Annotated in this window: 20 protein-coding genes and 1 pseudogene; 17 read left to right on the forward strand and 4 right to left on the reverse strand. The window is 64.3% G+C overall.

The window, feature by feature from the left end:
* The first annotated feature begins 478 nt into the window (after positions 1-478).
* Positions 479-760 carry a hypothetical protein gene (locus tag ACMGF8_RS18985; protein WP_305948502.1) on the forward strand — a complete coding sequence of 94 codons (282 nt, stop codon included), beginning with the start codon at positions 479-481 and terminating at the stop codon, positions 758-760.
* A gap of 53 nt (positions 761-813) precedes the next feature.
* Here the strand turns inward: ACMGF8_RS18985 and ACMGF8_RS18990 are convergent.
* Positions 814-1,254: pseudogene (locus ACMGF8_RS18990) on the reverse strand (cupin domain-containing protein); the annotation flags it as partial.
* Positions 1,255-1,308: 54 nt separating this feature from the next.
* Positions 1,309-1,608 (reverse strand): hypothetical protein, encoded by a 300-nt coding sequence (locus tag ACMGF8_RS18995; RefSeq protein ID WP_305948503.1) that lies wholly within the window; start codon positions 1,606-1,608, stop codon positions 1,309-1,311.
* 311 nt (positions 1,609-1,919) lie between these two features.
* Here ACMGF8_RS18995 and ACMGF8_RS19000 point away from each other — a divergent pair, with 311 nt between their 5' ends.
* The 3 genes from ACMGF8_RS19000 to ACMGF8_RS19010 are packed head-to-tail and all read left to right on the forward strand — an operon-like array spanning position 1,920 to position 2,799.
* Complete coding sequence (locus ACMGF8_RS19000) at positions 1,920-2,177, forward strand: hypothetical protein (protein ID WP_416756958.1); 258 nt, start codon at positions 1,920-1,922, stop codon at positions 2,175-2,177.
* 9 nt (positions 2,178-2,186) lie between these two features.
* Entirely contained in the window at positions 2,187-2,678 is a 492-nt protein-coding gene (locus ACMGF8_RS19005) for a hypothetical protein (RefSeq protein WP_416756959.1), read from the forward strand.
* Positions 2,662-2,799, forward strand: coding sequence for a hypothetical protein (locus tag ACMGF8_RS19010; RefSeq protein ID WP_416756960.1), 138 nt, complete (start codon positions 2,662-2,664; stop codon positions 2,797-2,799). Before ACMGF8_RS19005 ends, ACMGF8_RS19010 begins: the two co-directional genes overlap by 17 nt.
* A 38-nt stretch (positions 2,800-2,837) precedes the next feature.
* On the opposite strand, the gene ACMGF8_RS19015 is transcribed toward ACMGF8_RS19010, so the two are convergent.
* Both ACMGF8_RS19015 and ACMGF8_RS19020 read right to left on the reverse strand, forming a co-directional pair.
* Positions 2,838-3,449 carry a cupin domain-containing protein gene (locus ACMGF8_RS19015; protein ID WP_416756961.1) on the reverse strand — a complete coding sequence of 204 codons (612 nt, stop codon included), beginning with the start codon at positions 3,447-3,449 and terminating at the stop codon, positions 2,838-2,840.
* A 73-nt stretch (positions 3,450-3,522) separates the two neighbouring features.
* Positions 3,523-5,475, reverse strand: coding sequence for an FAD-dependent oxidoreductase (locus ACMGF8_RS19020; RefSeq protein WP_207167728.1), 1,953 nt, complete (start codon positions 5,473-5,475; stop codon positions 3,523-3,525).
* Positions 5,476-5,690: 215 nt separating this feature from the next.
* Between ACMGF8_RS19020 and ACMGF8_RS19025 the strand changes: the two genes are divergently transcribed.
* The 13 genes from ACMGF8_RS19025 to ACMGF8_RS19085 all read left to right on the forward strand — a co-directional run bounded on the left by ACMGF8_RS19025 (position 5,691) and on the right by ACMGF8_RS19085 (position 23,989).
* On the forward strand, positions 5,691-6,752 hold the full coding sequence (locus ACMGF8_RS19025) for an ABC transporter substrate-binding protein (protein WP_129406772.1): 1,062 nt from the start codon (positions 5,691-5,693) through the stop codon (positions 6,750-6,752).
* An 87-nt stretch (positions 6,753-6,839) separates the two neighbouring features.
* Positions 6,840-7,634 (forward strand): class II aldolase/adducin family protein, encoded by a 795-nt coding sequence (locus ACMGF8_RS19030; protein WP_207167730.1) that lies wholly within the window; start codon positions 6,840-6,842, stop codon positions 7,632-7,634.
* A gap of 1,024 nt (positions 7,635-8,658) precedes the next feature.
* A complete protein-coding gene (locus ACMGF8_RS19035; protein ID WP_060838991.1) occupies positions 8,659-9,297 on the forward strand; it encodes a TetR family transcriptional regulator C-terminal domain-containing protein in 639 nt (212 codons plus the stop codon).
* Positions 9,298-9,379: 82 nt separating this feature from the next.
* The gene (locus ACMGF8_RS19040; protein WP_060838992.1) at positions 9,380-10,096 is read left to right on the forward strand and encodes a response regulator; all 717 of its coding nucleotides are present in this window, start codon (positions 9,380-9,382) and stop codon (positions 10,094-10,096) included.
* 1 nt (position 10,097) lies between these two features.
* Positions 10,098-10,895, forward strand: a complete 798-nt coding sequence (locus ACMGF8_RS19045; RefSeq protein ID WP_207167732.1) for a substrate-binding periplasmic protein — start codon at positions 10,098-10,100, stop codon at positions 10,893-10,895.
* Positions 10,892-13,147, forward strand: coding sequence for an ATP-binding protein (locus tag ACMGF8_RS19050; protein WP_207167734.1), 2,256 nt, complete (start codon positions 10,892-10,894; stop codon positions 13,145-13,147). The genes ACMGF8_RS19045 and ACMGF8_RS19050 overlap by 4 nt, the downstream gene beginning before the upstream one ends.
* Before the next feature lie 208 nt (positions 13,148-13,355).
* Positions 13,356-14,759, forward strand: a complete 1,404-nt coding sequence (locus ACMGF8_RS19055; protein WP_416756962.1) for an amino acid permease — start codon at positions 13,356-13,358, stop codon at positions 14,757-14,759.
* A gap of 1,358 nt (positions 14,760-16,117) precedes the next feature.
* The gene (locus ACMGF8_RS19060; RefSeq protein ID WP_060843407.1) at positions 16,118-16,909 is read left to right on the forward strand and encodes an enoyl-CoA hydratase/isomerase family protein; all 792 of its coding nucleotides are present in this window, start codon (positions 16,118-16,120) and stop codon (positions 16,907-16,909) included.
* A gap of 218 nt (positions 16,910-17,127) precedes the next feature.
* Positions 17,128-18,288 carry an acyl-CoA dehydrogenase family protein gene (locus ACMGF8_RS19065; protein WP_129405962.1) on the forward strand — a complete coding sequence of 387 codons (1,161 nt, stop codon included), beginning with the start codon at positions 17,128-17,130 and terminating at the stop codon, positions 18,286-18,288.
* Positions 18,289-18,309: 21 nt separating this feature from the next.
* Complete coding sequence (locus ACMGF8_RS19070) at positions 18,310-20,409, forward strand: acetate--CoA ligase family protein (RefSeq protein WP_416756963.1); 2,100 nt, start codon at positions 18,310-18,312, stop codon at positions 20,407-20,409.
* 10 nt (positions 20,410-20,419) lie between these two features.
* Positions 20,420-22,027, forward strand: coding sequence for a 5-guanidino-2-oxopentanoate decarboxylase (locus ACMGF8_RS19075; RefSeq protein WP_305949365.1), 1,608 nt, complete (start codon positions 20,420-20,422; stop codon positions 22,025-22,027).
* Positions 22,028-22,054: 27 nt separating this feature from the next.
* The gene (locus tag ACMGF8_RS19080) at positions 22,055-23,263 is read left to right on the forward strand and encodes a pyridoxal phosphate-dependent aminotransferase (protein WP_305949366.1); all 1,209 of its coding nucleotides are present in this window, start codon (positions 22,055-22,057) and stop codon (positions 23,261-23,263) included.
* A gap of 9 nt (positions 23,264-23,272) precedes the next feature.
* Positions 23,273-23,989 carry an NAD(P)H-dependent oxidoreductase gene (locus tag ACMGF8_RS19085; protein WP_416756964.1) on the forward strand — a complete coding sequence of 239 codons (717 nt, stop codon included), beginning with the start codon at positions 23,273-23,275 and terminating at the stop codon, positions 23,987-23,989.
* Positions 23,990-24,609 lie beyond the last annotated feature (620 nt).

Raw genomic sequence — 24,609 nt, forward strand, 5'->3', positions numbered from 1 at the left:
TGTCGGATACACACTCTATAGAGCGTTGACCCGTTAAAAACAGGTTCAGATCCAACAAAAAAAACAGGATCACATTGTTGCCGTCTGGCTGACTTCGCTTTCTCGACTTGTGGCAATCCCCCCTACAGCCCTTCACGACACCGCAGTTGGCCAGATTGAACGCTGCAATTTAAGCCCGATTGTTCACCCGTGGCTACGGCGTGGGCGATGCCAAGACGACGCCGCACCCTAGCGATTTCGTCCGTGCCCTACAGACCGCTCTACTGGAGTCCCGTCATACTCCCTATGGCCGAAAGCAGTCATTTGTGGACGGCAGCTATCGGCTAAAAGGAGACTTTCGCATACATCTAGGATGGAAATCCGGATGGTTTACTTCACCTAAGTGAATCGCCCCGGGTGAAGTGACAACAGAAGAGCAGCTATCCTCTGCATCAATCTAAAGGCTGCTTATCCAAACGCTCTGTTTAAGGGACCAGACATGACCGTTGAGATCACCGAATACAGAAAATTGCTAGAAGCCGGGCGGCGTTACCTGGAAGGCACCGCCACCCTCGCCGAACTAAACGGTCGAGTCAGGGCAACGCTGGAGACTGGACACTTCTGGGGAGCAGCAGCGCCACTCATGGAAGTCGCCCGAGATTGGGAGCACATGATTAACCGCACCTGGAATGAAATGGGCGAGCAACCCGCTCCGCTGACCGAGGTCCAGTTCAGCGAGTGGTTGCGACAGCAGTTCTACTTCCCAGCCCGTGACAGCTAGTTGTCACTAAACAAAAGAGCGGTGCAGGGCGCTACCGTTCAGAATCACCCCCCTCAAAACGTCGGCGGCGTTATCACCCACAACACCACCGCATCCTCCTCCCCAGGGTTCCCATACTTATGCGGTTCCTGGCTGGAAAAGCTAAAGCTATCCCCCTCACTCAACTGAAAATACCGCTCGCCCACCCACAGCTCAAAGCTCCCCGACAGCACATACCCGGCTTCTTCCCCCTCATGGCTGTAACTCTCCTTGCTGTACGTCCCCGGCGGAAACCGTGAGTGCAAAAACTCCAGCTGCCGGGTCGGCTGTGGCGTCAACAGTTGATCGATAATCCCGTTCTCATAATTCACCTGCAGCCGCTGTTTCTTGCGCACCACGTAGCCCTGATCCTCGGGCGCGGTCTGGGTTTCGCTGGTGAAGAACCATAGGATGGTCACGCCCAGGCTGCGGGCGAAGTTAAATAGTGAGGTGTGGGGAGGGAGGGTGCGTTCCAGTTAGATGATAGGAGGAATTTTTTGGTTGCTGAGGCTGCTTTCGGCCAGAAACGGTCATCCAGGTTGGGCGTCATCCGGGTTGATTTTGTCTTTGACGTCAAATCTACTCAACAATGCGGCTCCATCCGAAACACCAAGAATCTGATCAATTGCGGCTATTTTCTGGGTCGCACAGTCGAGTTGAAAGTCAGCATTGCTGTATGTAGCCTCCGCCTCATTGTGGAGTGCATAGGCCATATGGGCCGCAACACGGACGCTCATTGGAGCATCTACATCACTGCCCAGATAATCTGCAAGCAACGTCCTGATCTCTATCAGTGCAAGCGCGAGTAGCCTAGTTTGAGCAGTCTGCATAAAGGTATCCCGGGTATTACAACGAATTTGCGAACGGATTTCGCGAGATTACATAAACTTTCAGACTGTCAAAAGCGAAAGACTGTTATGGGTCGGCTTCTGCCGGTCACGACAGGCAGAAACCGGCCAAAATCAGTCATCGAGTGACTACGAGTTTAGGGGCGATTCAGAGATAGGAATTATCTGGCACGGCGTATTCGACACGTCATGAAAAGCAGCATGGCCGTGGAAGCGCTCATTCTGTTCTCTACCAACGTATGGACGATTCAGCCGCAATCGTAATCACAACGAAGATACAAAGGACGTTTCCAGTGGAAAAAGCTTCTCTTAAGAGTTTTTTGGCTGTTGTTTCTGTTTTTTTAGCCACATTCGCTAGCGCGAATGAAAAAAATCTAAAAGTGTCCGCAGAAAGCGAAGTGTTTTACTTCAAAGCGTTGCCTTATCTAGAAAAAATCGATGAAGCACAAAACGATTTGTTCACTTTTCGAAAGCAGTTAGCAGTCAACGAAAAGGTGCCCGACCAAAAAAAGGAACAATATAGAGAAGAAATGCTTCTGCTTGTAAAATAAGGAATGCCTTTGCTCAAGCGTTCAGCTGAGGAAGGCAACCCAGCAGCGCAGTACCGTCTAGCGTTGATGTTGTCGACTTTTGAATCTCGCGATCAAGTCGCCGAAAAAGTCTGCACTCTCCTAAAGTCCAGTTTCAGTAACGGATTTACTCCAGCGGGTTTGCAGATGCTTTTCTATTGCTTCGATGAGGTTAAAACACCTGGGTATCGGTCACTTGTCGACGCGTTGCCTAATGATGAAACGCTGTATAGCAGATACTACCCCCAGCCAACGATGATGCCGAGTTGCGATAGAAATAGTCGCTCTGACAGCAATCCAATCGTGTTGCTCGACGAAAAAAGTTTTCGCGCCAACCTTTATATGAGTATGGCGACTCAAATGTTGACGCAAAACCTTAAGCAAGAGCAGCTGCGGTTTCTCAATAAAGCCGCCGAGCATGGATGCACCAGGGCAATAGAAAGGCTAAAGCTCAGCAGCGCCCCTAATGGAGCTCACCCGTAACTGGGAGCACATGATTAACCGCGCCTGGAATGAGATGGGCGAGCAACACGCTCCGCTGACCGAGGCCCAGTTCAGCGAGTGGTTGCGGCAGCAGTTCTACTTCCCGGCCCGTGACAGCTAGTTATCAGTAAGCAAAAGAGCGATGCAGGGCGCTACCGCTCAAAACGTCGGCGGCGTTATCACCCACAACACCACCGCATCCTCCTCTCCAGGATTCCCATACTTATGCGGTTCCTGACTGGAAAAGCTAAAGCTATCGCCCTCACTCAACTGAAAATACCGTTCCCCCACCCACAGCTCAAAGCGCCCCGACAGCACGTACCCGGCTTCCTCGCCCTCATGGCTGTAACTCTCCTTGCTGTACGTCCCCGGCGGAAAGCGTGAGTGCAAAAACTCCAGCTGCCGGGTCGGCTGTGGGGTCAACAGCTGATCAATAATCCCGTTCTCATAATTCACCTGTAGCCGCTGTTTCTTGCGCACTACATAGCCTTGATCCTCGGGCGCGGTCTGGGTTTCGCTGGCGAAGAACCATTGGATGGTCACGCCTAGGCTGCGGGCGATGTTGAACAGGGCGGGGATGGAGGGGTAGGCGAGGTTGCGTTCCAGTTGGCTGATGTAGCCGGCGGTGAGTTCGCTCTGTTGCGCCAGTTCGCTCAGGGTCAGGCCGCGGCGTTTGCGCAGGCCGCGGATGCGGGTGCCAAGAAACTGTGGGCCGCCAGGGGCTTGGTTGTCGCCGCCGGGCTCGGGCGGCGTCTTGCTGCTTTGATTCATGGCGGGCTCCGGACCAGGTGAACGGGCGCGTCCGGGCACCCGTCCTGCAAAAGCCCTGGAGTATAAAGCAGCCTCAAAGCGCCCAGGCGACTTTCAAGCCTTCATGGATGGCTTCTTCCACGGTGCGCGGTGCCAGGCAGTCGCCGATGCGTTGGAAGGGCACCAGGCCTTTGAGTTGTTGGCCGAGGTCGTCCACGGATTGGTGGCCTTGGCACAGGACCAGGCTGTCGACGTTTTCCAGCAGCATGGGTTCGCCGCTGGCGGTGTGTTGCAGGTAGACGGTGCTGTCGTCGCAGCCGTAGAGGCGGGCGTAGGGGATGATCGGGATCGCCAGTTTGTGCAGTTCGCCGGCCATCTGGTCGCGCACGTACAGCGGCAGGCTTTCGCCGCAGTGGGTGCCGTTGACCGCCAGTTGCACCTGGTGCCCGGCGCGTACCAGGCGTTCGGCGATGCCGGGGCCGATCCAGTCGCAGCGCCAGTCGGCCACCACCACGCTGCGGCCCAGTTGCACTTCATCGCACAGTACTTGCCAGGCGTCTACCACTTGCAGCTCGCCGCCGCGTTCGAAGTTCGGCCAGTAGGGTTGGGCGCCGGTGGCGATGATCACGTGGTCGGGGTTTTCCCGCTCGATCAGGGCACGGTCGACTCGGGTGTTGCGCACCACTTCGACACCGGCCAGTTGCATTTCCCGTTGCAGGTTGGTGCTGGCGCCGCCGAATTCGCTGCGCCGGGGCAGCAGTTGCGCCAGTTGGATCTGGCCGCCCAGTTGCCCGCTGGCTTCGTAGAGGGTGACGTGGTGGCCGCGTTGCGCGGCCACCGCAGCGGCTTTCATCCCGGCCGGGCCGCCGCCCACCACCAGGATGCGTTTGCCGCGGGCGCTGGGCTTGGGCTGGCCGTAGAGCAGTTCGCGGCCGGTTTCCGGGTGCTGGATGCAGGAGATCGGCAGGCCCTTGTGGAAGTGGCCGATGCACGCCTGGTTGCAGGCGATGCAGGCGCGCACGTCATCGCTGTGGCCGCGCTCGCTCTTGTTGGGCATCTGTGGGTCGCAGATCAGCGCGCGGGTCATGCCGCACACATCGGCCTGGCCCTTGGCGATGATCGCCTCGGCTTCCTGGGGCTGGTTGATGCGTCCGGTGACGAACAGCGGGATCGACAGCTGGGCCTTGAAGGTGCCGGCTTCCCGGGCCAGATAAGCCGCTTCTACCGCCATGGGGGGGACTATGTGCACCGCGCCGCCGAGGGAGGCGGAGGTGCCAGCGACGATGTGCACGTAGTCCAGTTGCCCTTGCAGCAATTGCACGGCGGCCAGGGATTCGTCTTCGGTGAGGCCTTCGGGGTCGCGTTCATCGGCGGAAATGCGCAGGCCGATGATGAAGTCGGCATCGGTGCTGGCGCGCATGGCATCGAGGATTTCCCGGATAAAGCGCAGGCGCTGTTCCAGTTCGCCGTTGTAGCCGTCGCTGCGGCGGTTGACTCGCGGGTTGATGAACTGCGCCGGCAGGTAGCCGTGGCTGGCCACCAGTTCCACGCCGTCCAGCCCGGCCTGGTGCAGGCGCCGGGCGGCGTCGGCGTAGCCCTGGATGATCTCGTCGATCATGTCCTGGTCCAGGGCCCGGGGCATGACCCGGAAGCGTTCGTTGGGCACCGCCGAAGGGGCGTAGGCCACGGCCAGCAGGCCGTCGGCGGACTCCATGATTTCCCGCCCCGGGTGGAAGATCTGCGACAGCACCACGGTGCCGTGGGCGTGGCAGGTTTCGGCCAGGCGCCGGTAGCCGTCGATGCAGGCGTCGTCGGTGGCCATCAGCACGTGGCTGGTGTAGCGCGCACTGTCGTGAACCCCGGCCACCTGCAGCACGATCAGGCCGACGCCGCCTTCGGCGCGGGCGCGGTGGTAGGCAATCAGCTGTTCGTTGACCAGGTTGTCGGTGGGCATTGAGGTGTCGTGGCCGCTGGACATGATGCGGTTCTTCAGGCGTTTGCCACGGATCTGCAAGGGTGCGAACAGGTGCGGGAAGGCGCTGGTCATTGCGGTGACTCCAGGCGGGCCAAGGGCAGGGGAGCACAGCCTTGGCGTTGTTATTGTTGGCCTATCAAAATTTACCTACAGTAAAAAATCAACTTGTTTTTTTACTAAGGCTTGCCGTAGCTTTGGTCTGCGCCCGCTTTTGGCGCGAACCTCACAACAATAAAAAAGGGCCGTGCCGGCGCCTGCTGGTGTGGCACCGCGACGAGGATTCACAGATGAAAGCGCTCACCCGCAAGCACGGTTGTTCTTTCCTGGCCCTGAGCCTGGCCCTGGGTTTGTCCCTGGGCCAGGGCACTGCCCAGGCAGCCCCCGACATGGTGGTCGTGGCGTACGGCGGAGCCGGACAAAAAGCCCAGGATGTGGCGTTGTTCCAACCCTTCAGCAAGGCCGATGGCAGCAAGCTGATCCAGAGCGAGTACAACGGCGAAATGGCCCGGATCAAGGTCATGGTCGACACCGGCAACGTCGATTGGGACCTGGTGCAGATCGAAGGCCCGGACCTGATGCGCGGCTGCGAGGAGGGCATGTACGAGCCCCTGGACTGGAAGGCCCTGGGCCGTGCCGAGCAGTTGATTGCCGACGCCGCCCAGCCCTGCGGTTCGGCGGTGCTGGTGTGGAGCGTGGCCATCGCCTACGACCGCAACAAGCTGGCCAAGGCCCCGGCGTCCTGGGCGGATTTCTGGGACGTCAAGCAGTTCCCCGGCAAGCGCGGCCTGCGCAAGCGCGCGGTGTACAACCTGGAGTTCGCGCTGATGGCCGATGGGGTCAAGGTCGAGGACGTGTACAAGGTCCTGGCCACGCCGCAAGGGGTGGAGCGGGCCTTCGCCAAGCTGACCGAACTCAAGCCCTACATCCAGTGGTGGGAAGCCGGGGCCCAGCCGGGGCAGTGGCTGGCCGCCGGTGATGTGGTGATGACCTCGACCTACAGCGGCCGCATCGCCGTGGCCGCCCAGGCCGGCGCGCCGCTGGCAGTGGTCTGGCCCGGCAGCCTGTACGGCATGGACTACTGGGCGATCATCAAGGGCTCGAAACACGTGGATCAGGCCAAGCGTTTCATCGCCTTCGCCAACCGCCCCGAGGTCCAGGTCGACTACGTCAAGCAGATCCCCTATGGCCCGACCAACACCCTGGCCGCGGCCAAGCTCGACCCGGCCCTGGCGCAGTGGGTGCCGACCTCGGAACAGAACCTCAAGGACGCCCTGGCGATGAACGTGGAGTTCTGGGTCGATCATGGCGAAGAGCTGGAAGAGCGCTTCAACGCCTGGGCCAGCAAGTAAGCGCACCGGGCTGGACGCCTGCGGGCGTCCGGTCCTATTGTTTGCCCGCCCAGATTGCCCCACCCACCCGCCTGGAGGACTCCAACAATGAACAATATCGCTCCCAGCCCCCACGCCAACGCCGAGCGCAGCGCCACCGAACAGCGCCTGCGCGAAGAGCTGGCGGCCTGCTACCGGCTGATCGCGCACTTTCGCATGACCGACCTGATCTTCACCCACATCTCGGTGCGCCTGCCCGGGCCCGAGCATCACTTTCTGATCAACCCCTACGGCCTGATGTTCGAGGAAATCACCGCCTCCAACCTGGTGAAGATCGACCTCAACGGCGAGGCGGTGGAGCCGTCGCCGTACCCGGTGAACCCGGCGGGTTTCGTGATTCACAGCGCGATTCATGGCGCCCGCGAAGACGCCCAATGCGTGCTGCACACCCACACCAAGGCCGGTTGCGCGGTGGCGGCGCTTAAATGCGGCTTGCTGCCGGTGAACCAGATCTCCATGGAGTTCTATGGCCGCGTGGCCTACCACGACTACGAAGGAGTGGCCCTGGACCTGGGCGAACAGCAACGACTGGTGGCTGACCTGGGGGACAAGAGCGTGCTGATGCTGCGCAACCATGGCCTGCTCACCGTGGGCGAAACCGTGAGCCAGGCGTTTTTGCGCATGTACTACCTGGAGAAAGCCTGCGAGATCCAGCTGGCGGCCCAGGCGGCGGGGGAGATCGTCCTGCCGCCGGACGCGGTCTGCGCCCACACCGAACGCCAATTCAACGACCCGGGCCGGCCACTGCAGGAAGGCGAACTCAACGACCCGGACGCCATGCAACTGGCCTGGGCGGCGCTGCTGCGCCTGCTTGAGCGCATCGCCCCCGACTACCGCGCCTGACCACACCTGGTTTTGTATCTACCTGTAGCCGCTGCTGAGCCCTGGCGAAGCTGCGAAAAGGCCCGCAGGGCCTTGCTTGGCGATCGCCAGCCGAACTTGTGTCGTCTTCACGATCGTTGCGTCCCTGCGGGCCGTGCGCAGCCTGCGGCAGCGGCTACAGGGACCGCGCCGTTTGTTGTCTTTGTCACGGTGCTCCCGGCTTTGTCATGTGTAGCCGCTGCTGAGCCCTGGCGAAGCTGCGAAAAGGCCCGCAGGGCCTTGCTTGACGATCTCCAGCCGAACTTGTGTCGTCTTCAAGATCGTTGCGTCCCTGCGGGCCGTGCGCAGCCTGCGGCAGCGGCTACAGGGACCGCGCCGTTTGTTGTTTTTGTCACGGTGCTCCCGGCTTTGTCATGTGTAGCCGCTGCTGAGCCATGGCGAAGCTGCGAAAAGGCCCGCAGGGCCTTGCTTGGCGATCTCCAGCCGAACTTGTGTCGTCTTCACGATCTTTGCGTCCCTGCGGGCCGTGCGCAGCCTGCGGCAGCGGCTACAGGGACCGCGCCGTTTGTTGTTTTTGTCACGGTGCTCCCGGCGTTGTCATGTGTAGCCGCTGCTGAGCCCTGGCGAAGCTGCGAAAAGGCCCGCAGGGCCTTGCTTGACGATCTTCAGCCGAACTTGTGTCGTCTTCACGATCGTTGCGTCCCTGCGGGCCGTGCGCAGCCTGCGGCAGCGGCTACAGGGACCGTGCCGTTTGTTGTTTTTGTCACGGTGCTCCCGGCTTTGTCATGTGTAGCCGCTGCTGAGCCCTGGCGAAGCTGCGACAAGGCCCGCAGGGCCTTGCTTGACGATCTTCAGCCGAACCTTTGGCGCCCGCAGGATCTTTGCGTCCCTACGACGGAATGCCGCCCAACTCGTTCGCAGCCTGCGGCAGCGGCCACAGGAAGCGGTGCGGCTGGCGGTCGCGCAATCGCTGGATCGCTACGGAAGGCCTGTTGTACAGTCGTTCAGTTTTCGCCGTCCGGCCACTGTCCAAGGAACCCGCCCCATGAGCCAGGAAGCGCGCTTTTCCCGTTTGGAACCCGACCTGCGCAAGGCCGAGCTGATCGAGGCGACCCTGACGTGCCTCAAGCGCCACGGTTTTCAGGGGGCGTCGATCCGCAAGATTTCCGCCGAGGCCGGGGTGTCGGTGGGGCTGATCAGTCACCACTACGCCGGCAAGGACGAGTTGGTGGCCCAGGCCTATCGGGCGGTCACCGGGCGGGTCATGAACCTGCTGCGCGAGGCCATGGAGCAGGCCGCGCCCGATCCCCGGGAGCGGTTGTCGGCGTTCTTTCGCGCCTCGTTCTGCGCCGAACTGCTGGACCCGAAGCTGCTGGACGCCTGGCTGGCGTTCTGGGGCGCGGTGAAGACCGCCGAGGCGATCAATCTGGCCCATGAACATTCCTACGGCGAGTACCGCAACGAGCTGGCCAGCCTGCTGACCCGGCTGGCCGGGGAGCAGGGCTGGGAACGCTTCGACGCCGACCTGGCGGCCATCAGCCTCAGCGCCTTGCTCGACGGCCTGTGGCTGGAGTCCGGGCTCAACCCCGGGACCTTCAGCCCGCAGCAGGGCGTGCAGATCTGTGAAGCCTGGGTCGAGGGGCTGCTGGCCAGCCGGGGGCGCGGTTTCGTCAGGCCGACATAGGGTTGTTGATCGGTTGTTCAGTAATGGCTAGGCTGCTGCGCACAGGGTTCCTTTTCCAATAAAAATAATCAGGAAACAGGCGATGACTCCTCGGGTTTTGATCGTCGACGACGATCCGCTGATTCGCGAACTGCTTCAGGCTTATCTCTCTCAGGAAGGCTACGACGTGCATTGCGCCGCCACCGCGGAGCAGGCGGAGAGCTTTCTCGGCCAGCACACGGTGGACCTGCTGATGCTGGACATCCGCCTGCCGGGCAAGGACGGCCTGACCCTGACCCGCGAGCTGCGGGTGCGCTCGGAAGTGGGGATCATCCTGATCACCGGGCGCAACGACGACATCGACCGCATCGTCGGCCTGGAATGCGGCGCCGACGACTACGTGATCAAACCCCTCAACCCCCGCGAGCTGGTGTCCCGGGCCAAGAACCTGGTGCGGCGGGTGCGCCATGCGCGCCAGTCCCAGCCCCAGGCCGGCTGCCCGAGCCCGGTCAAGCAGTTCGCCGACTGGGCCCTGGACACCGACCGCCGCCGGCTGATCGACCCGCGCGGCGGCGAAACCCTGCTGACCCACGGTGAGTACCAGTTGCTCAGCGTGTTCCTGCGCAACAGCGGCCACACCCTGAGCCGCGACCAGTTGATGGACCAGATCCGCAACCGCGAATGGGTGCCCAGCGACCGTTCCATCGACGTGCTGGTGGGCCGCCTGCGGCGCAAGCTGCACGACGACCCGGCCGAGCCGGAGCTGATCATCACCATCCACGGTGCCGGTTACCTGTTCACCGCCAGCGTGGCCGCCTGAATTGCCGCGTCGCGCACTGGGCCTGTGCCTGAGCCTGTGCTTGATCCTGCCGGCCGGCCCGACGTTCGCTGAACCCCAACCCGTGCTGCGCTATTGCGACTACCCGGTGTACCCGCCGATTTCCTGGAGCGACGGCCAGCAGGTGCGCGGACTGGCGCCGACCCTGGTGCGTCAGGTGCTGGGGGACCTGGGGTATCAGGTGCAGGTGGTGGTGCTGGGCAACTGGAAACGCTGCCTGCTGGATGCCGCCGCCGGCCAGGTGGATGTGGTGCTGGCCTACAGCACCAGCCAGCGCCAGCAGGACCTGCTGTTTTCCCGGGTGCCGGTGCTGCGCGAAGAAGTCGCGCTGTTCGTCAACCGCCGCCAGCTGCCGCGTTTCAACCACTTGCAGGACTTGCGCGCCTATCGCGGCGGCCTGCTGTTCGGCGAGAGCTACGGCCAGGATTTCGACCGCGAAGTGGTGCAGCACGGCAACATCGAATGGGTCTCCAGCAGCCAGCAGAACTTCGGCAAGCTGATCCGCCAGCGCATCGATTTCATCCCCCATGAACGGCGCACCGGGCAGCTGTTCATCGAGCAACTGCCGGGGGCCGAGGACATAGTCGCCTTGCCCCAGGCGTTGAGCGTCGACTACCTGCGCCTGGCGGTGTCGCGCCATTCGCCCCTGGCGCCGCGCATGGCCGAGATCGACGCGCGGTTGCAGCAGCAGGTGGACAGCGGCGCGGTGCAGCGCTGGCTGGCGCAAAGCCAGGACGACTACCGCGCCATGCTCAAGGCGCAACGGGGAACGGCGCCATGATCCCGCTGCGTTCCGCCGGCCTGTTGCGCCGCCTGCTGCTGTTTATTTTGCTGTTCAGCCTGTGCTTCACCGTGCTCGCCAGCAGCGTGCAGCTGTACTTCGAATACCGCCGGGAAATGCGCGAGATCGACAGCCGCATGGAGCTGATCCGCGCCGGTTACCTGGGCAGCCTGGAACGCAACCTGTGGGACCTCAACCAGGAGCAACTGACCGTGCAGTTGCAGGGGCTGGTGGACTTTTCCGACGTGGCCCGGGTGCACCTGATCAGCAACGATTTCGACTTGCAGCAGGGCAGCACCGAGCTGATCGGGCCGCTGCGGGTCGAGCGTTTTCCCTTGAGCTATCAACCGCCGTCCGGGCCCTTGCGCCAGCTCGGCGAGTTGCAGGTCAGCACCGATCTGGGGGCGGTGTACCGGCGCCTGTACGCCACCGGGCTGGCCAGCCTGTTGTGGATGAGCGTGTTTCTTTGCGGGCTGGCGGTGGCCTTGTCCGGGCTGTTCTATCGGCTGGTGACCCGGCACCTGCAAGTGATGGCCGACTTCGCCCGGCGCGTGGCCGCCGGCGAGCTGCATGAGCCCCTGCACCTGGACAAGCGCCAGCGCCCCGGCGGCGACGAGATCGACACCGTGGCCCGGGCCCTGGACGACATGCGCCGGGCGGTGCTCGACGATGTGCAGCGCCGTGAAGCCGACCGCCTGGCCTTGCAGGACAAACGCGACGAATTGCAGAAAATGGTCCAGCGCCGCACCGCCAGCCTGATGCACGCCAAGGACGAGGCCGAAGCCGCCAACCTGGCCAAGTCGCGCTTTCTGGCGACCATGAGCCATGAACTGCGCACCCCGTTGAACGGCATCCTCGGCATGGCCGAACTGCTGCGTCAGGCGCCTTTGGATCAGCAGGACCGCCAGCGCTTGCAGGCCTTGCATCAAGCCGGGGAGGGCCTGCTGAGCATCCTCAACCAAGTGCTGTCCTTTGCCCGGTTGGAAGAGGGCGAAAGCCGCCCGGAACTGCGGGACTTCTCCCTGCGTCAGTTGCTGGAAGAAGTCACCACCTTGTTGCAGCCCCGGGCCGAGGCCAACCGCACCCGTTTGGAATTGCACATCGACGAACAACTGGCGCCGCGTCAGCAGGGCGCCGAGCAGTACTTGCGCCAGGTGCTGAGCAACCTGCTGGCCAACGCCATTCGTTTTACCGAAGACGGCTGGGTGCGGGTCGAGGTGCAGGTGCTGCACAGCAGCGCCGAGGGCCAGCGCCTGCGCTGCTGCGTGTGCGACAACGGCATCGGCATTGCCGCGTCGATGCGCGAGAAGATCTTCGAGCGTTTCGTCCAGGCCAGTGACGAGGTGACCCGGCGCTATGGCGGCACCGGCCTGGGACTGGCCATCTGCAAGCACCTGCTGCAGCAACTGGACGGGCGCATCGGTGTGGACAGCGAGCTGGGGCAGGGCAGTTGTTTCTGGTTCGAACTGGCGTTGGGCATCGGCCAGGAACCCTTGTCGGTGCCCGCGCTTGAGTTGCCGATGCAGGCTTTGAACATCCTGGTGGTGGAAGACGTGGCCCTGAACCGCGAAGTGGCCAGCGGCCTGCTCGAGCGTGACGGCCATCAAGTGTGGCTGGCGCAAGACGGTGAAAGCGCCCTGGCCCTGTGCCGGCAGCAGGCCTTCGACCTGTTGCTGCTGGATGTGCACCTGCCCGGCATCAGTGGGGTCGAGCTGTGTCGGGAAATCCGCCGCCGCCCCGGGCCCAATCGGCAGGCGCGAATCTTCGCCCTCACTGCCAGCGTGCAGCCGTCGCTGGTGCGCGGTTATCTGCAGGCCGGCATGCAGGGCATTCTCGGCAAACCGTTGCAGCTGGCCAGCCTGCGGCAGGTGCTGGCCGGGCAGGTCCAGGTGCCGCCGGCCGACACCCGGCAAGGCTTGCTCGATCAGAGCGTGCTGGACACCCATCGCAGCCTGCTGGGCGAGCAGAAATTGCACAGCCTGCTCCAGGTCCTGGCCGATGCCCTGGATCAGCAACGGCCACGGCTGGCCGACGCCCTGGCCGCCGAAGACTGCACCGAAGTCCTGCACCTGGCCCATCGCCTGGCGGGCAGCGCCGACTCCCTGGGCTTCTGCGCCCTGGCCCGAGTGCTGCGGGAGTTGGAAGGTGCGGCAGAGCAGGCCGATCGCCCGACGCTGGCGGCCCTGGCGGCAGATCTGCAAGCGTCCTGGCAGCAGTCCCGGGCCTTGCTGCAACAGCTGTTGGCGGCCTGACGTACAAAATCCTTACGACTTTTTACATCTTCGATCCTGGCGTTCAATCCGAACTTACATGGCTTTCCAATAATCGCTTGAACCGCGCCCGCCGCGGTCTTCGAAGCTTATTGGAGATAATAATAATGAAACGCCTGCAAGCTGCTTCCGCCTCCCGCCGCACCCCCTCGACCCGCGCCCTGCGCCTTACCGACTGCTGAGGTGCGCCATGACAACCACCACTGAACGTAAAGGCATACACCTGACGCGCTCGCTGAAGAGCCGGCACATTTTCATGCTGTCCCTGGGCGGGGTGATCGGCACCGGGCTGTTCATGGGCTCCGGGGTCACCATCAACCAGGGCGGGCCCTGGGGGGCGATCCTCTCGTATCTGGTGGCCGGGTTCCTGATGTACCTGGTGATGGTCTGCCTCGGCGAGCTGTCGGTGCAGATGCCGGTGTCTGGTTCGTTCCAGGCCCATGCCACGAAATACATCGGCCCGGCCACCGGTTTCATGATCGGCTGGGTCTACTGGATGAGCTGGGCCACCACCGTGGGCCTGGAGTTCACCGCCGCCGGCATGCTGATGCAGCGCTGGTTCCCCGACGTGCCGATCTGGTACTGGTCGGCGCTGTTCGTGGCCTTGCTGTTCGGCATCAACGCCCTGGCCACCCGCGCCTTTGGCGAGGCCGAATACTGGTTCGCCGGGGTCAAGGTGCTGGCGATCCTGAGCTTTATCGTGGTCGGCGCGCTGGTGATCTTCGGCGTCATCGACCTGCCCAGCGGCGCCCCGGCGCCGATGTTCGACAACCTCAAGGGCGACTCCCTGTTCCCCAACGGCCTGCCGGCGGTGTTCGCGGTGATGATGACCGTGGTCTACGCCTTCCAGGGCTGCGAGATCATGGGCGTGGCCGCTGGCGAAACCGACCAGCCGGAAAAAAGCATCCCGCAGGCCGTGCGCAACGTGGTGTTCCGGGTGCTGATCTTCTACGTCCTGGCAGTGATGGTGCTGGCGGCGATCATTCCCTGGCAGCAGGCCGGGCTGGTGGAAAGCCCCTTTGTCCAGGTGTTCGACATGGTGGGCATTCCCTATGCCGCCGACCTGATGAACTTCGTGATCCTCACGGCGATTCTTTCGGTGGGCAACTCCGGGCTGTATGCCTCCACGCGCATCCTCTGGGCCATGTCCAAATCCGGCATGGCGCCCAAGGCCCTGTCGCCCCTGAGCAAACAGGGCGTGCCCCTGCGGGCCCTGTTCATCACCCTGTGCTTTGCCCTGATCTCGCTGATGACCAGCTTTATCGCTGCCGACACCCTGTTCATGGTGCTGATGGCTGTGAGCGGCATGGCTGGCACTGTGACCTGGATCGTGATTGCCCTGGCCCAGTACCGCTTTCGTCGCCAGTTCCTGCGTGATGGGGGGCAACTGGAGCAGCTCAAGTACCGCGCGCCATGGTTTCCGCTGGTGCCGTTGTTGTGCATCGTGCTGTGCAGCTCGTTGTTTGTGTTTTTGGCGCTGGATGAAACCCAGCGGCCGTCGTTGTATTGGGGGGCGGGGTTTATTGCTCTGTGCTATGGCGCTTATTACCTGATGCAGCGCAAGCGTCAGTTGCAACCTGTAGCGGCGGTGTAGGGGTTGGTTTGCCGGCGGAGGGGCTCGTCAGATGTGCAGCGTCTGGGTGGGTGCCTTCGCTGGCCTTTGCGGCTAGCGGGGTGGGGTACATATCCATTCCTGCGGGTATGGCCGTTGGTGGTTTTGCTTTTATGGCGGGGAGTGGGGGGCATATCCGTTGCTGCGGTCTCGGCTGCTTAGGGTTTCGCTCTTACAGCGGGGGTTGGGTACATATCCGTTCCTGCGGGTACGGCCACTTAGGGTTTCGCCCTTACGGCGAGTCCCTTTTTTTCAAACGCCAAAAAAAGGAACCAAAAAACGCTTGCCCCTCCATGGGCCCCTCGCTGGGGCTCGGGGTTCCCTCTCTCCGGCATTGCTCCGGGGGCCCGCCGCCAACCGGCCATCCATGGCCGGGTGGCGGCTAGCTCGGCATCCATGCCGAGCTGCCCCCTACGCAACGCCTGCGCTCGGCCGGCTGGGAAGGGGCCGGAAGATCAAGATCAAGATCAAAAGCCAAAGCCAAAGCCAAGGTGCGCAGGCCGGCTCCTTGTAGCCGCTGCCGAAGGCTGCGAACGAGCGCTCGCGCTCGCAAAACCAGGCGGCGCGATAGGTCAGGAATATCGGGGAGGCAGGTTTAGCGTCTCCTGCGGAGCCGGTCGCAGCCTTCGGCAGCGGCTACATTAACGCGAACGGCGATGAAACAGGCCGGCCGGTAGGCCGCCGTCAGATTTTGATCTTGCTGTTGATTTTGATCTTGATCTGAACGCCCCATTAACCACGATGGCCGAACGCAGGCATTGAGCCGTGGGTAACCCGGCAGGGATGCCGGGTTAGCCGCCACCCGGCCATGGATGGCCGGTGGCGGCGGCCCACGGATCAATGCCGGAGTGAGGGCATGCCGAGCCTAGGCGAGGCACCGAGTGGAGGGGCAAGAGCCTTTGGTTACTTTGGGCTCTTTCCAAAGTGACTCGCTGTAAGAGCGAAACCGCCAGCGGCCGCACCCGCACGAATGGATATGTACCCCGTCCCACTCGCTGTAAAAGCGAAACCGCCAGCAACCAAACCCGCAGCAACGGATATGCCCACCAATCAGACCGCCCCCTCAGGTTTACGGCCGCCACCCACCCGAGCGGGAGCAAGCTCCCTCACCACAAAAACCTCCCCCAACCCCCCTTTTGTCGAGGCTTGTTCGAAGTTGTAACAACCCCCACGCAACAACCCCCCAATGCCCAGATTTTTACCTAATAAAAACAAAGGGATACTTCAAAAAATCGACCAAAACTCCCCCCAAGCCCCCCAATTGCCGCCTTGTTGAACACTCGTTTAGTATCACCCTCAAGCCACCCCCTCACGCCAACCACAATAATTCGAGGACGCCCATGACCCTTTCATCGTCGCTGCTCAGCCGGATCGAAGCCGGCGTAGCCTGGATCACCCTCAACCGCCCGGCGCAACGCAACGCCCTGGACATCCCGACCCTCAAAGCGCTGCACAGCCTGCTGGACACCTGCAACAGCGACCCCAGCGTCCGAGCCGTGGTACTCACCGGCAGCGGCCGCAGTTTCTGCGCCGGTGCCGACCTGGCGGAGTGGGCCGAAGCCGAAGCCCGCGGCGCCCTGGAAAGCTACGGCTGGACCGAAACCGCCCACGCCTTGATGACCCGCCTGCACAGCCTGGACAAACCCACCATCGCCGCCATCAACGGCACTGCGGTGGGCGCGGGCATGGACCTGAGTCTGTGCTGCGATCTGCGGGTGGCGGCGCAGTCGGCGCGGTTCAAGGCCGGCTACACCAGCATGGCCTACTCGCCGGACGCCGGGGCCAGTTGGCACTTGCCGCGCCTGATCGGCAGTGAACAGGCCAAGCGCCTGCTGTTTCTCGATGAGTTGTGGAGCGCCGAACGGGCCCTGGCCGCCGGGTTGGTCGGTGAGGTGTGCGCCGACGAGCAACTGATCGGCAACGTCGGCGAGTTGGCGGCGCGCTTGGCGGCGGGCCCGACCTTTGCCTTTGCCCAGACCAAGAAGCTGATCCGCCAGGGGGCCGAGCGCAGTTTGCCGCAGCAGTTGGCGGCCGAGCTGGCCGCCGGCCTGCTGTGCGGGCGCAGCGCCGATGGCGCCGAAGCCCTGCGCGCCGCCACGGAAAAACGCCCGCCACGTTTCCAGGGCATGTAGGAGCGGCCGGGCGGCGCTCCGTTTGCCGGCGAAAGGGCCCCAGGGCCATGCGCCCATTTTGTAGGAGCCGGCTTGCCGGCGAAGGCGCCCGCAAGAACAGCGCCTCATTCAAGGGCCTCTTCGCCAGCAGGCCGGCTCCTGCGGGAAGGAGATTTTCGGCAGGCCGTCCTGCCCGATCACTGGTTTTTTTGCACCGTCACTCACTCACAGGTAGCGCCATGAATTTCCAACTCAGCCAAGAACAAGAAATGCTGGTGGACGCGGTTCGCAGTTTTGTCAGCAAGGAGTTGCTGCCCCACGAAGAGGCGGTGGACCGCGCCGATGAGGTCAGCGCCGACCTCGCCGGGGAGATCCGCAGCAAGGCCATCGCCGCCGGTTTCTATGCCTTCAACATGCCGGAGGAGGTGGGCGGCGGTGGCCTGGATTACCTGTCCCAGGCGCTGATCGAGCGCGAGCTGGCCAAGTGTTCCTGGGCCCTGCATGTGTTCGTTGCCCGGCCTTCGAAAATCCTCATGGCCTGCACCGGCTCGCAGATCGGCGACTACCTGCTGCCCTGTGTGCAGGGGCGCAAGGTCGACTGCTTTGCGCTGACCGAACCCGGCGCCGGTTCCGATGCCAATGCGATCAAGACCCGCGCCGTGCGTGACGCTGGCGACTTCGTGCTCAACGGCAGCAAGCATTTCATCAGCCACGCCGGGCATGCGGATTTCGCCATTGTCTTTGCGGTCACCGGCACCTATGAGCACAACGGCCGCCAGCGCAACGCGGTGACCGCGTTCCTGGTGGACCGCGACACCCCGGGCCTGACTATCCGCCGTGGCCCCAAGTGCGTGAGCAACCGGGGCTACCACACCTTCGAGATGTTCTTCGACGACTGCCGGGTGCCGGCCAACAAGGTGCTGGGGGAGGTGGGCAAGGGCTGGGAAGTGGCCAACGCCTGGCTCACCGCCGGGCGGGTGATGGTGGCGGCCAACTGCGTCGGGCAGGCCCAGCGCGCCCTGGATGCCTCCCTGCAATGGGCGGCGGATCGCAAGCAGTTCGGCCAGGCCATCGGCAGTTACCAGGGGGTGTCGTTCAAGCTGGCGGACATGGCCACGCAGATCCGCGCCGCCGAGCTGCTGACCCTGCACACCGCGTGGAAGATGGACCAGGGCAGCATGACCGACGGCGAGGCCGGCATGGCCAAGCTGTTCGCCAGTGAAGTGCTGGGCCGGGTGGCCGACGAGGCGGTGCAGATCTACGGCGGCATGGGTTTGATGGACGAAGGCCCGGTGGAACGCATCTGGCGCAATGCGCGGATCGAGCGCATCTGGGAAGGCACGTCGGAGATCCAGCGCCACATCATTTCCCGTGAACTGCTGCGGCCGCTGATGCGCTGAGCGCCCTGGAGAACTGCCGTCATGTCCCAGACTCTTCGTGACAATCTCAAGCGTTTGCTGGCGCCCCGGCATCTGGCCTTTGTCGGCGGGCGCAGCATGGCCCGGGCCCTCAAGCGCTGCGCCGAAGGCGGGTTTGCCGGGCCCATGTGGCTGGTCAACCCGCAGCATGCCGAGCTCGATGGCGTGCCCTGTGTGGCCAGCATCGACCAACTGCCCTGCGGCCCGGACGCGGTGTTCGTCGCCACCAACCGTGAGCTGACCCTGAGCTGCGTCGCGGCGTTGGCGGCCAAGGGCGCGGGCGGGGCGATCTGCTACGCCTCGGGCTTTGCCGAAACCGGCGCCCAGGGCCAGGCCCTGCAACGGCAACTGCTTGCGGCCGCCGGCGACATGGCGCTGCTGGGCCCCAACTGCTACGGCCTGCTGGACTACCTGCACAGCGCCGCGCTGTGGCCGGTGGCCCATGGTGGCAAGCCGGTGGAGCGGGGCGTGGCGGTGCTGACCCAGAGCGGCAACTTTGCCTACAACCTGTCCATGAGCGATCGCTCGCTGCCGGTGGCCTACATGGCCTCGGTGGGCAATCAGGCGCAGCTGGGCATTGCCGAGCTGATGGACGTGCTGCTGGACGAACCCCGGGTCACCGCCATCGGCCTGCACCTGGAAGGGCTGAAGAATGTGCCAGGGTTTGCCCGGGCGGCGCACAAGGCCCTGGAGAAGAGCATTCCGCTCATCGCCCTGAAGACCGGGGTGTCGCAGATCGGCGCCGAGCTGGCCTTGAGTCACACCAGTTCGCTGTCGGGATCGGACGCGCTGTACGACGCACTGTTCCAGCGTCTGGGGGTGATCCGGGTCAGCGGCCCGGTGAGTTTTGTCGAGACCTTGAAGGCCGCCTCCTGCGGGCAGTTTCCGGCCGGCCCACAGCTGATGGCCCTGGCCTGTTCCGGGGGCGATGCCGGGTTGATCGCCGACTACGCCGAGCGCAACGGCCTGCAGTTGCCCAAGCTTGCGGCCGGGCAATGCGCCGAGCTGGCCCAGGTACTGCCCGGCTACGCCAATCTGGTCAACCCGCTGGATTTCACCACCGCCATCTGGGGCGATGCCCAGGCCTTGCAAGCCATGCTCGGCACGGCCCTGCGTACCGAGGCCGACAGCGCCATGCTGGTGCTGGATTACCCGGCCGAGTTCACCGGTGAGCGCAAGGAATGCGACCTGCTGCTGGAGCTGTTCTGCGCCGCGCTGCAACGCCACGGCCTGCGCGGTTTTGTCACCTCGGCCTTTCCCGAGCTGTTGCCGGCCAGCGCCCGCGAGCGTCTGCATGCCCATGGCATTCCCGCCTTGCAAGGGGTGGAGGATGGCCTGGCGGCCTGGGGCCGGATCGTCGCCTATCAACAGCGGCGTCCAGCGTTGCTGGCCCTGGGCGAATCGGCCCTGGTGCCGCTGTGCCCGCAGGCCCTGCCCGGTGCCGGGGTGCTGCTGGACGAGTGGCAGTCCAAGCAGGCCTTGCGCGGCTTCGGCCTGAGCATCCCGGACGGGGTGTTGAGCAGCCCCGAGCAGGCCCTGAGCGCGGCGGCTGCGGTCGGTTATCCGCTGGTGCTCAAGGCGGTCAGCGCGCAGTTGCCGCACAAGACCGAGGCCGGGGCGGTGGCCCTCAATCTCAAGGACCCTGAAGCCCTGGGCGCAGCCCTGCGCCTGATGCACACGCGGATCGCCGAGCATGCGCCGGGCGTGGCCTTTGAGCGGGTGCTGCTGGAGCCCATGGCCGCGCCGCCCCTGGCGGAGCTGATTGTTGGCATCAAGCGTGAGAACGACTTCGGCCTGGCCCTGGTGATCGGTGCCGGCGGGGTGCTGGTGGAATTGCTCAAGGACAGTCGCAGCCTGCTGCTGCCGACCACCGAAGGGGCGATCCGCCAGGCCGTGCTCAGCCTGCGCAGCGCCGCCTTGCTGCAGGGCTTTCGCGGGCGCCCGCGGGCCGATCTCGATGCCCTGGTGGCGGCCATCGGCGCGGTGGCGGACTACGCCTGCGAACACGCCGGGCAATTGCTGGAACTGGATGTGAACCCATTGTTGGTCGGTGCCCAGGGCACCGTCGCGGTCGATGCGTTGATTCGCCTTGGCCAGGCTTGAGGAGAGAGACATGCACGATCAGACCTTGACCGGTGGCCAGGCCCTGGTGCGCCTGCTGGCCGGCTACGGCGTCGACACGGTGTTCGGCATTCCCGGGGTGCACACCCTGGAGCTGTATCGCGGCCTGCCCGGCAGCGGCATTCGCCATGTGCTGACCCGGCATGAGCAGGGCGCGGGCTTCATGGCCGACGGTTACGCCCGGGTCAGTGGCAAGCCCGGGGTGTGTTTCGTCATCAGCGGCCCGGGGGTGACCAACGTCGCCACGCCCATTGGCCAGGCTTATGCCGACTCGATCCCGCTGCTGGTGATTTCCAGCGTCAACCACAGCGCCAGCCTGGGCAAGGGCTGGGGCTCGCTGCATGAAACCCAGGACCAGCGCGCCATCACCGCGCCAATCACCGCGTTCTCGGCCCTGGCCCTGAGCCCGGAAGACCTGCCAGAGCTGATCGCCCGGGCCTTTGCCGTGTTCGACAGCGAGCGCCCGCGCCCGGTGCACATCAGCGTGCCCCTGGATGTGCTGGCGGCCAGGGTCGCCCGGGACTGGACCGGCGAGGTGCGCCGGCGTCCCGCCCGTGGCCCGGCCGCGGCGGCAGATATCCAGCAGGCGGCGGACAAGCTGCGCCGCGCCAAGCGGCCGATGATCATTGCCGGTGGTGGCGCGCTGCATGCGGCCGAGCAGTTGCGGGCCTTGAGCACACGCCTGGGCGCGGTGTTTTTCAGCAGCGTCGCCGGCAAGGGCCTGCTGCCGGACGAGGCGCCGCTCAATGCCGGGGCGACCCTGTGCGTGGAGCCCGGCTGGCAGCTGATCAGCCAGGCCGATGTGGTGCTGGCGGTGGGCACCGAGATGGCCGACACCGACTACTGGCGCGAACGCTTGCCGCTCAATGGTGAGCTGCTGCGCCTGGACATCGACCCGCGCAAGTTCAATGACTTCTATCCGTGCGCGGTGGCCTTGAACGGCGATGCCCGCGCCACCCTGGATGCCTTGCTCCAGGCCTTGCCACCCACACCGGCCGAAGCCGGGGCGGCGATTCACGCGGTGGCCGATCTGCGTCAGGCGGTGCACAACGGGCAGGGGCCCTTGCAACAGATCCACCGTTCGATCCTGCAACGCATTGCCGCCGAGCTGCCGGAACACGGCTTTATCGCCAGCGACATGACCCAGCTGGCCTACAGCGGCAACTACCTGTACCCGAGCCGGGCCACCCGCAGCTGGCTGCATCCCACCGGCTACGGCACCCTCGGCTACGGCTTGCCGGCGGGCATCGGCGCCAAGCTCGGTGCCCCCGAGCGTCCGGGGCTGGTGCTGGTGGGCGACGGCGGTTTTCTCTACACGGTGCAGGAGCTGGCCACGGCGGTGGAGGAGCTGGACAGCCCGCTGGTGGTCTTGCTGTGGAACAACGACGCCCTGGGGCAGATCCGCGACGACATGCTGGATCTGAACATCGAGCCCATCGGCGTGCTGCCGCGCAACCCGGATTTTGCCGCCCTGGCCCGGGCCTTTGGTTGCAGCGTCAGCCAACCCGCCAGCCTCGACGAGTTGCAGCAGGCACTGCGCGACGGCTTTGCCCGCAACGGCCTGAGCCTGATCGAACTCAAGCACGCCTGTGCGCGCTGACCATCCCTTTTTGCCTGGAGCCTGAGCATGCGCTTTTCTCAACTGACCCAACGTATTGCCGGAGACGGCGCCGCCGCCTGGGACATTCATTACCGGGCCCTGGCCAAACGCGAACGTGGCGAAGAGGTCTGGTTGCTGTCGGTGGGCGACCCGGATTTCGACACCCCCCAGCCTATCGTCCAGGCGGCCATCGACAGCCTGCAGGCCGGCCATACCCATTACGCCGATGTGCGCGGCAAGCGCGCCTTGCGCGAGGCCATTGCCCGCCGTCATCAGCAGCGCAGCGGGCAAGTAGTGGAGGCCGAGCAAGTGGTGGTACTGGCCGGTGCCCAGTGCGCCCTGTACAGCGTGGCCCAGTGCCTGCTGGACCCGGGTGACGAAGTGATCGTGGCCGAGCCGATGTACGTCACCTATGAAGCGGTGTTCGGCGCCTGCAATGCCCAGGTGGTGCCGCTGCCGGTGCGGGCCGAGGACGGCTTTCGGGTGCAGCCCGAGGCGGTGGCGGCGCGCATCACCGGCAAGACCCGGGCCCTGGTGCTCAACAGCCCGCACAACCCCACCGGCGCCAGCATCCCCCGTGCCACCTGGGAAGCCCTGGCGGCGCTGTGCATCGAGCATGACCTGTGGCTGATCTGCGACGAGGTCTACAGCGAGCTGCTGTACGAGGGCGAACATGTCAGCCCGGCCAGCTTGCCGGGCATGGCCGAGCGCACCGCGACCCTCAACAGCCTGTCCAAGTCCCACGCCATGACCGGCTGGCGCCTGGGCTGGGTGGTGGCGCCGACGGCCCTGGCCGCGCACCTGGAAAACCTCGCCCTGTGCATGCTCTACGGCTCGCCGGAATTCATCCAGGACGCGGCCATCGTGGCCCTGGAGCAACCCTTGCCGCAGTTGCGGGAGATGGCCGAGGCCTACCGCCAGCGCCGGGATCTGGTCTGCGACTGTCTGGCCGATTGCCTCGGCGCCCGGCCGCTGAAGCCGGATGGCGGCATGTTCGTCATGGTCGACATCCGCGCCACCGGGCTCAGCGCCCAGGCCTTCAGCCAGCGCCTGCTGGACGAGCAGGGCGTCTCGGTACTGGCCGGCGAAGCCTTCGGCCCCAGCGCCGCCGGGCATATCCGCCTGGGGCTGGTGCTGCAGCCGGAGGACTTGCGCGAAGCCTGCCGGCGCATTGCCCTGTGCGCCGAACACTGCCTGAGCCGCCGCGTTGCCCCCGCCACTTTGCCCACCGTTTGAGGAGTCTTCATGAAGGTACTGATCGTTCACGCCCACCCCGAACCGCAATCCTTCACCGCCGCCTTGCGCGACCAGGCCCGCAGCACGCTGGAGGACCAGGGGCACCAGGTGCAGGTCAGCGACCTGTACGCCATGAACTGGAACCCGGTGGCCAGCGCCGCCGACTTTGCCGCCCGGGATAATCCGGAGTACCTGGTGTACGCCCTGGAGCAACGCCTGGGGGTGAAGAACCAGAGCATCGCCGCCGACATCCAGGGCGAGTTGGACAAGCTGCTGTGGGCCGACCTGTTGATCCTCAACTTCCCGGTGTTCTGGTTCTCGGTGCCGGCCATGCTCAAGGGCTGGATCGACCGGGTGCTGGTGTCGGGGGTGTGTTATGGCGGCAAGCGCTTCTATGACCAGGGCGGGCTGGTGGGCAAGAAAGCCCTGGTGACCCTGACCCTGGGCGGACGTGAGCACATGTTTGGCGAAGGCGCGATCCATGGACCGCTGCAGGACATGCTGCGCCCGCTGCTGCGGGGCACCTTGGCCTATGTCGGGTGCGAGGTGCTGGAACCGTTCGTGGCCTGGCATGTGCCCTACATCAGCCAGGAAGCCCGAGAAGATTTCCTGCACCGCTACCGTCAACGCCTGCAGCACCTGGCGAACGACCAACCCCTGGTCTTCCCGCGCCTGGACCAATTCGACGAAGCCCTGCATCCACTGCCGGCTGATTGCTCCCTGTAGCCGCTGCCGCAGGCTGCGAACGGCCCGTAGGGACGCAGGGTTCTCAACAGCGATAGAGGTTTGGCAGGCGATCGTCAGGCAAGGCACTGCGGGCCTTTTCGCAGCCTCGCTAAGGCTCGGCAGCGGCTACAGGATTCGCCGCGTTTCGTGTAGCCGCTGCCGCAGGCTGCGAACGGCCCGTAGGGCCGCAGGGTTCTCAAGAACGATAGAGGTTTGGCAGGCGATCGTCAGGCAAGGCCCTGCGGGCCTTTTCGCAGCCTCGCTAAAGCTCGGCAGCGGCTACAGGATTCGCCGCGTTTCGTGTAGCCGCTGCCGCAGGCTGCGAACGGCCCGTAGGGCCGCAGGGTTCTCAAGAACGATAGAGGTTTGGCAGGCGATCGTCAGGCAAGGTCCTGCGGACCTTTTCGCAGCCTCGCTAAGGCTCGGCAGCGGCTACAGGATTCGCCGCGTTTCGTGTAGCCGCTGCCGCAGGCTGCGAACGGCTCCGCAGGAGACGCGGGGTTCTCAAGATCGATAGAGGTTTGGCAGGCGATCGTCAGGCAAGGTCCTGCGGACCTTTGCGCAGCCTCGCTAAGGCTCGGCAGCGGCTACAGGATTCGCCGCGTTTTGTGTAGCCGCTG

The sequence above is a fragment of the Pseudomonas sp. BNK-7 genome, from assembly GCF_048072025.1.
GTDB classification, from domain to species: domain Bacteria; phylum Pseudomonadota; class Gammaproteobacteria; order Pseudomonadales; family Pseudomonadaceae; genus Aquipseudomonas; species Aquipseudomonas danubii.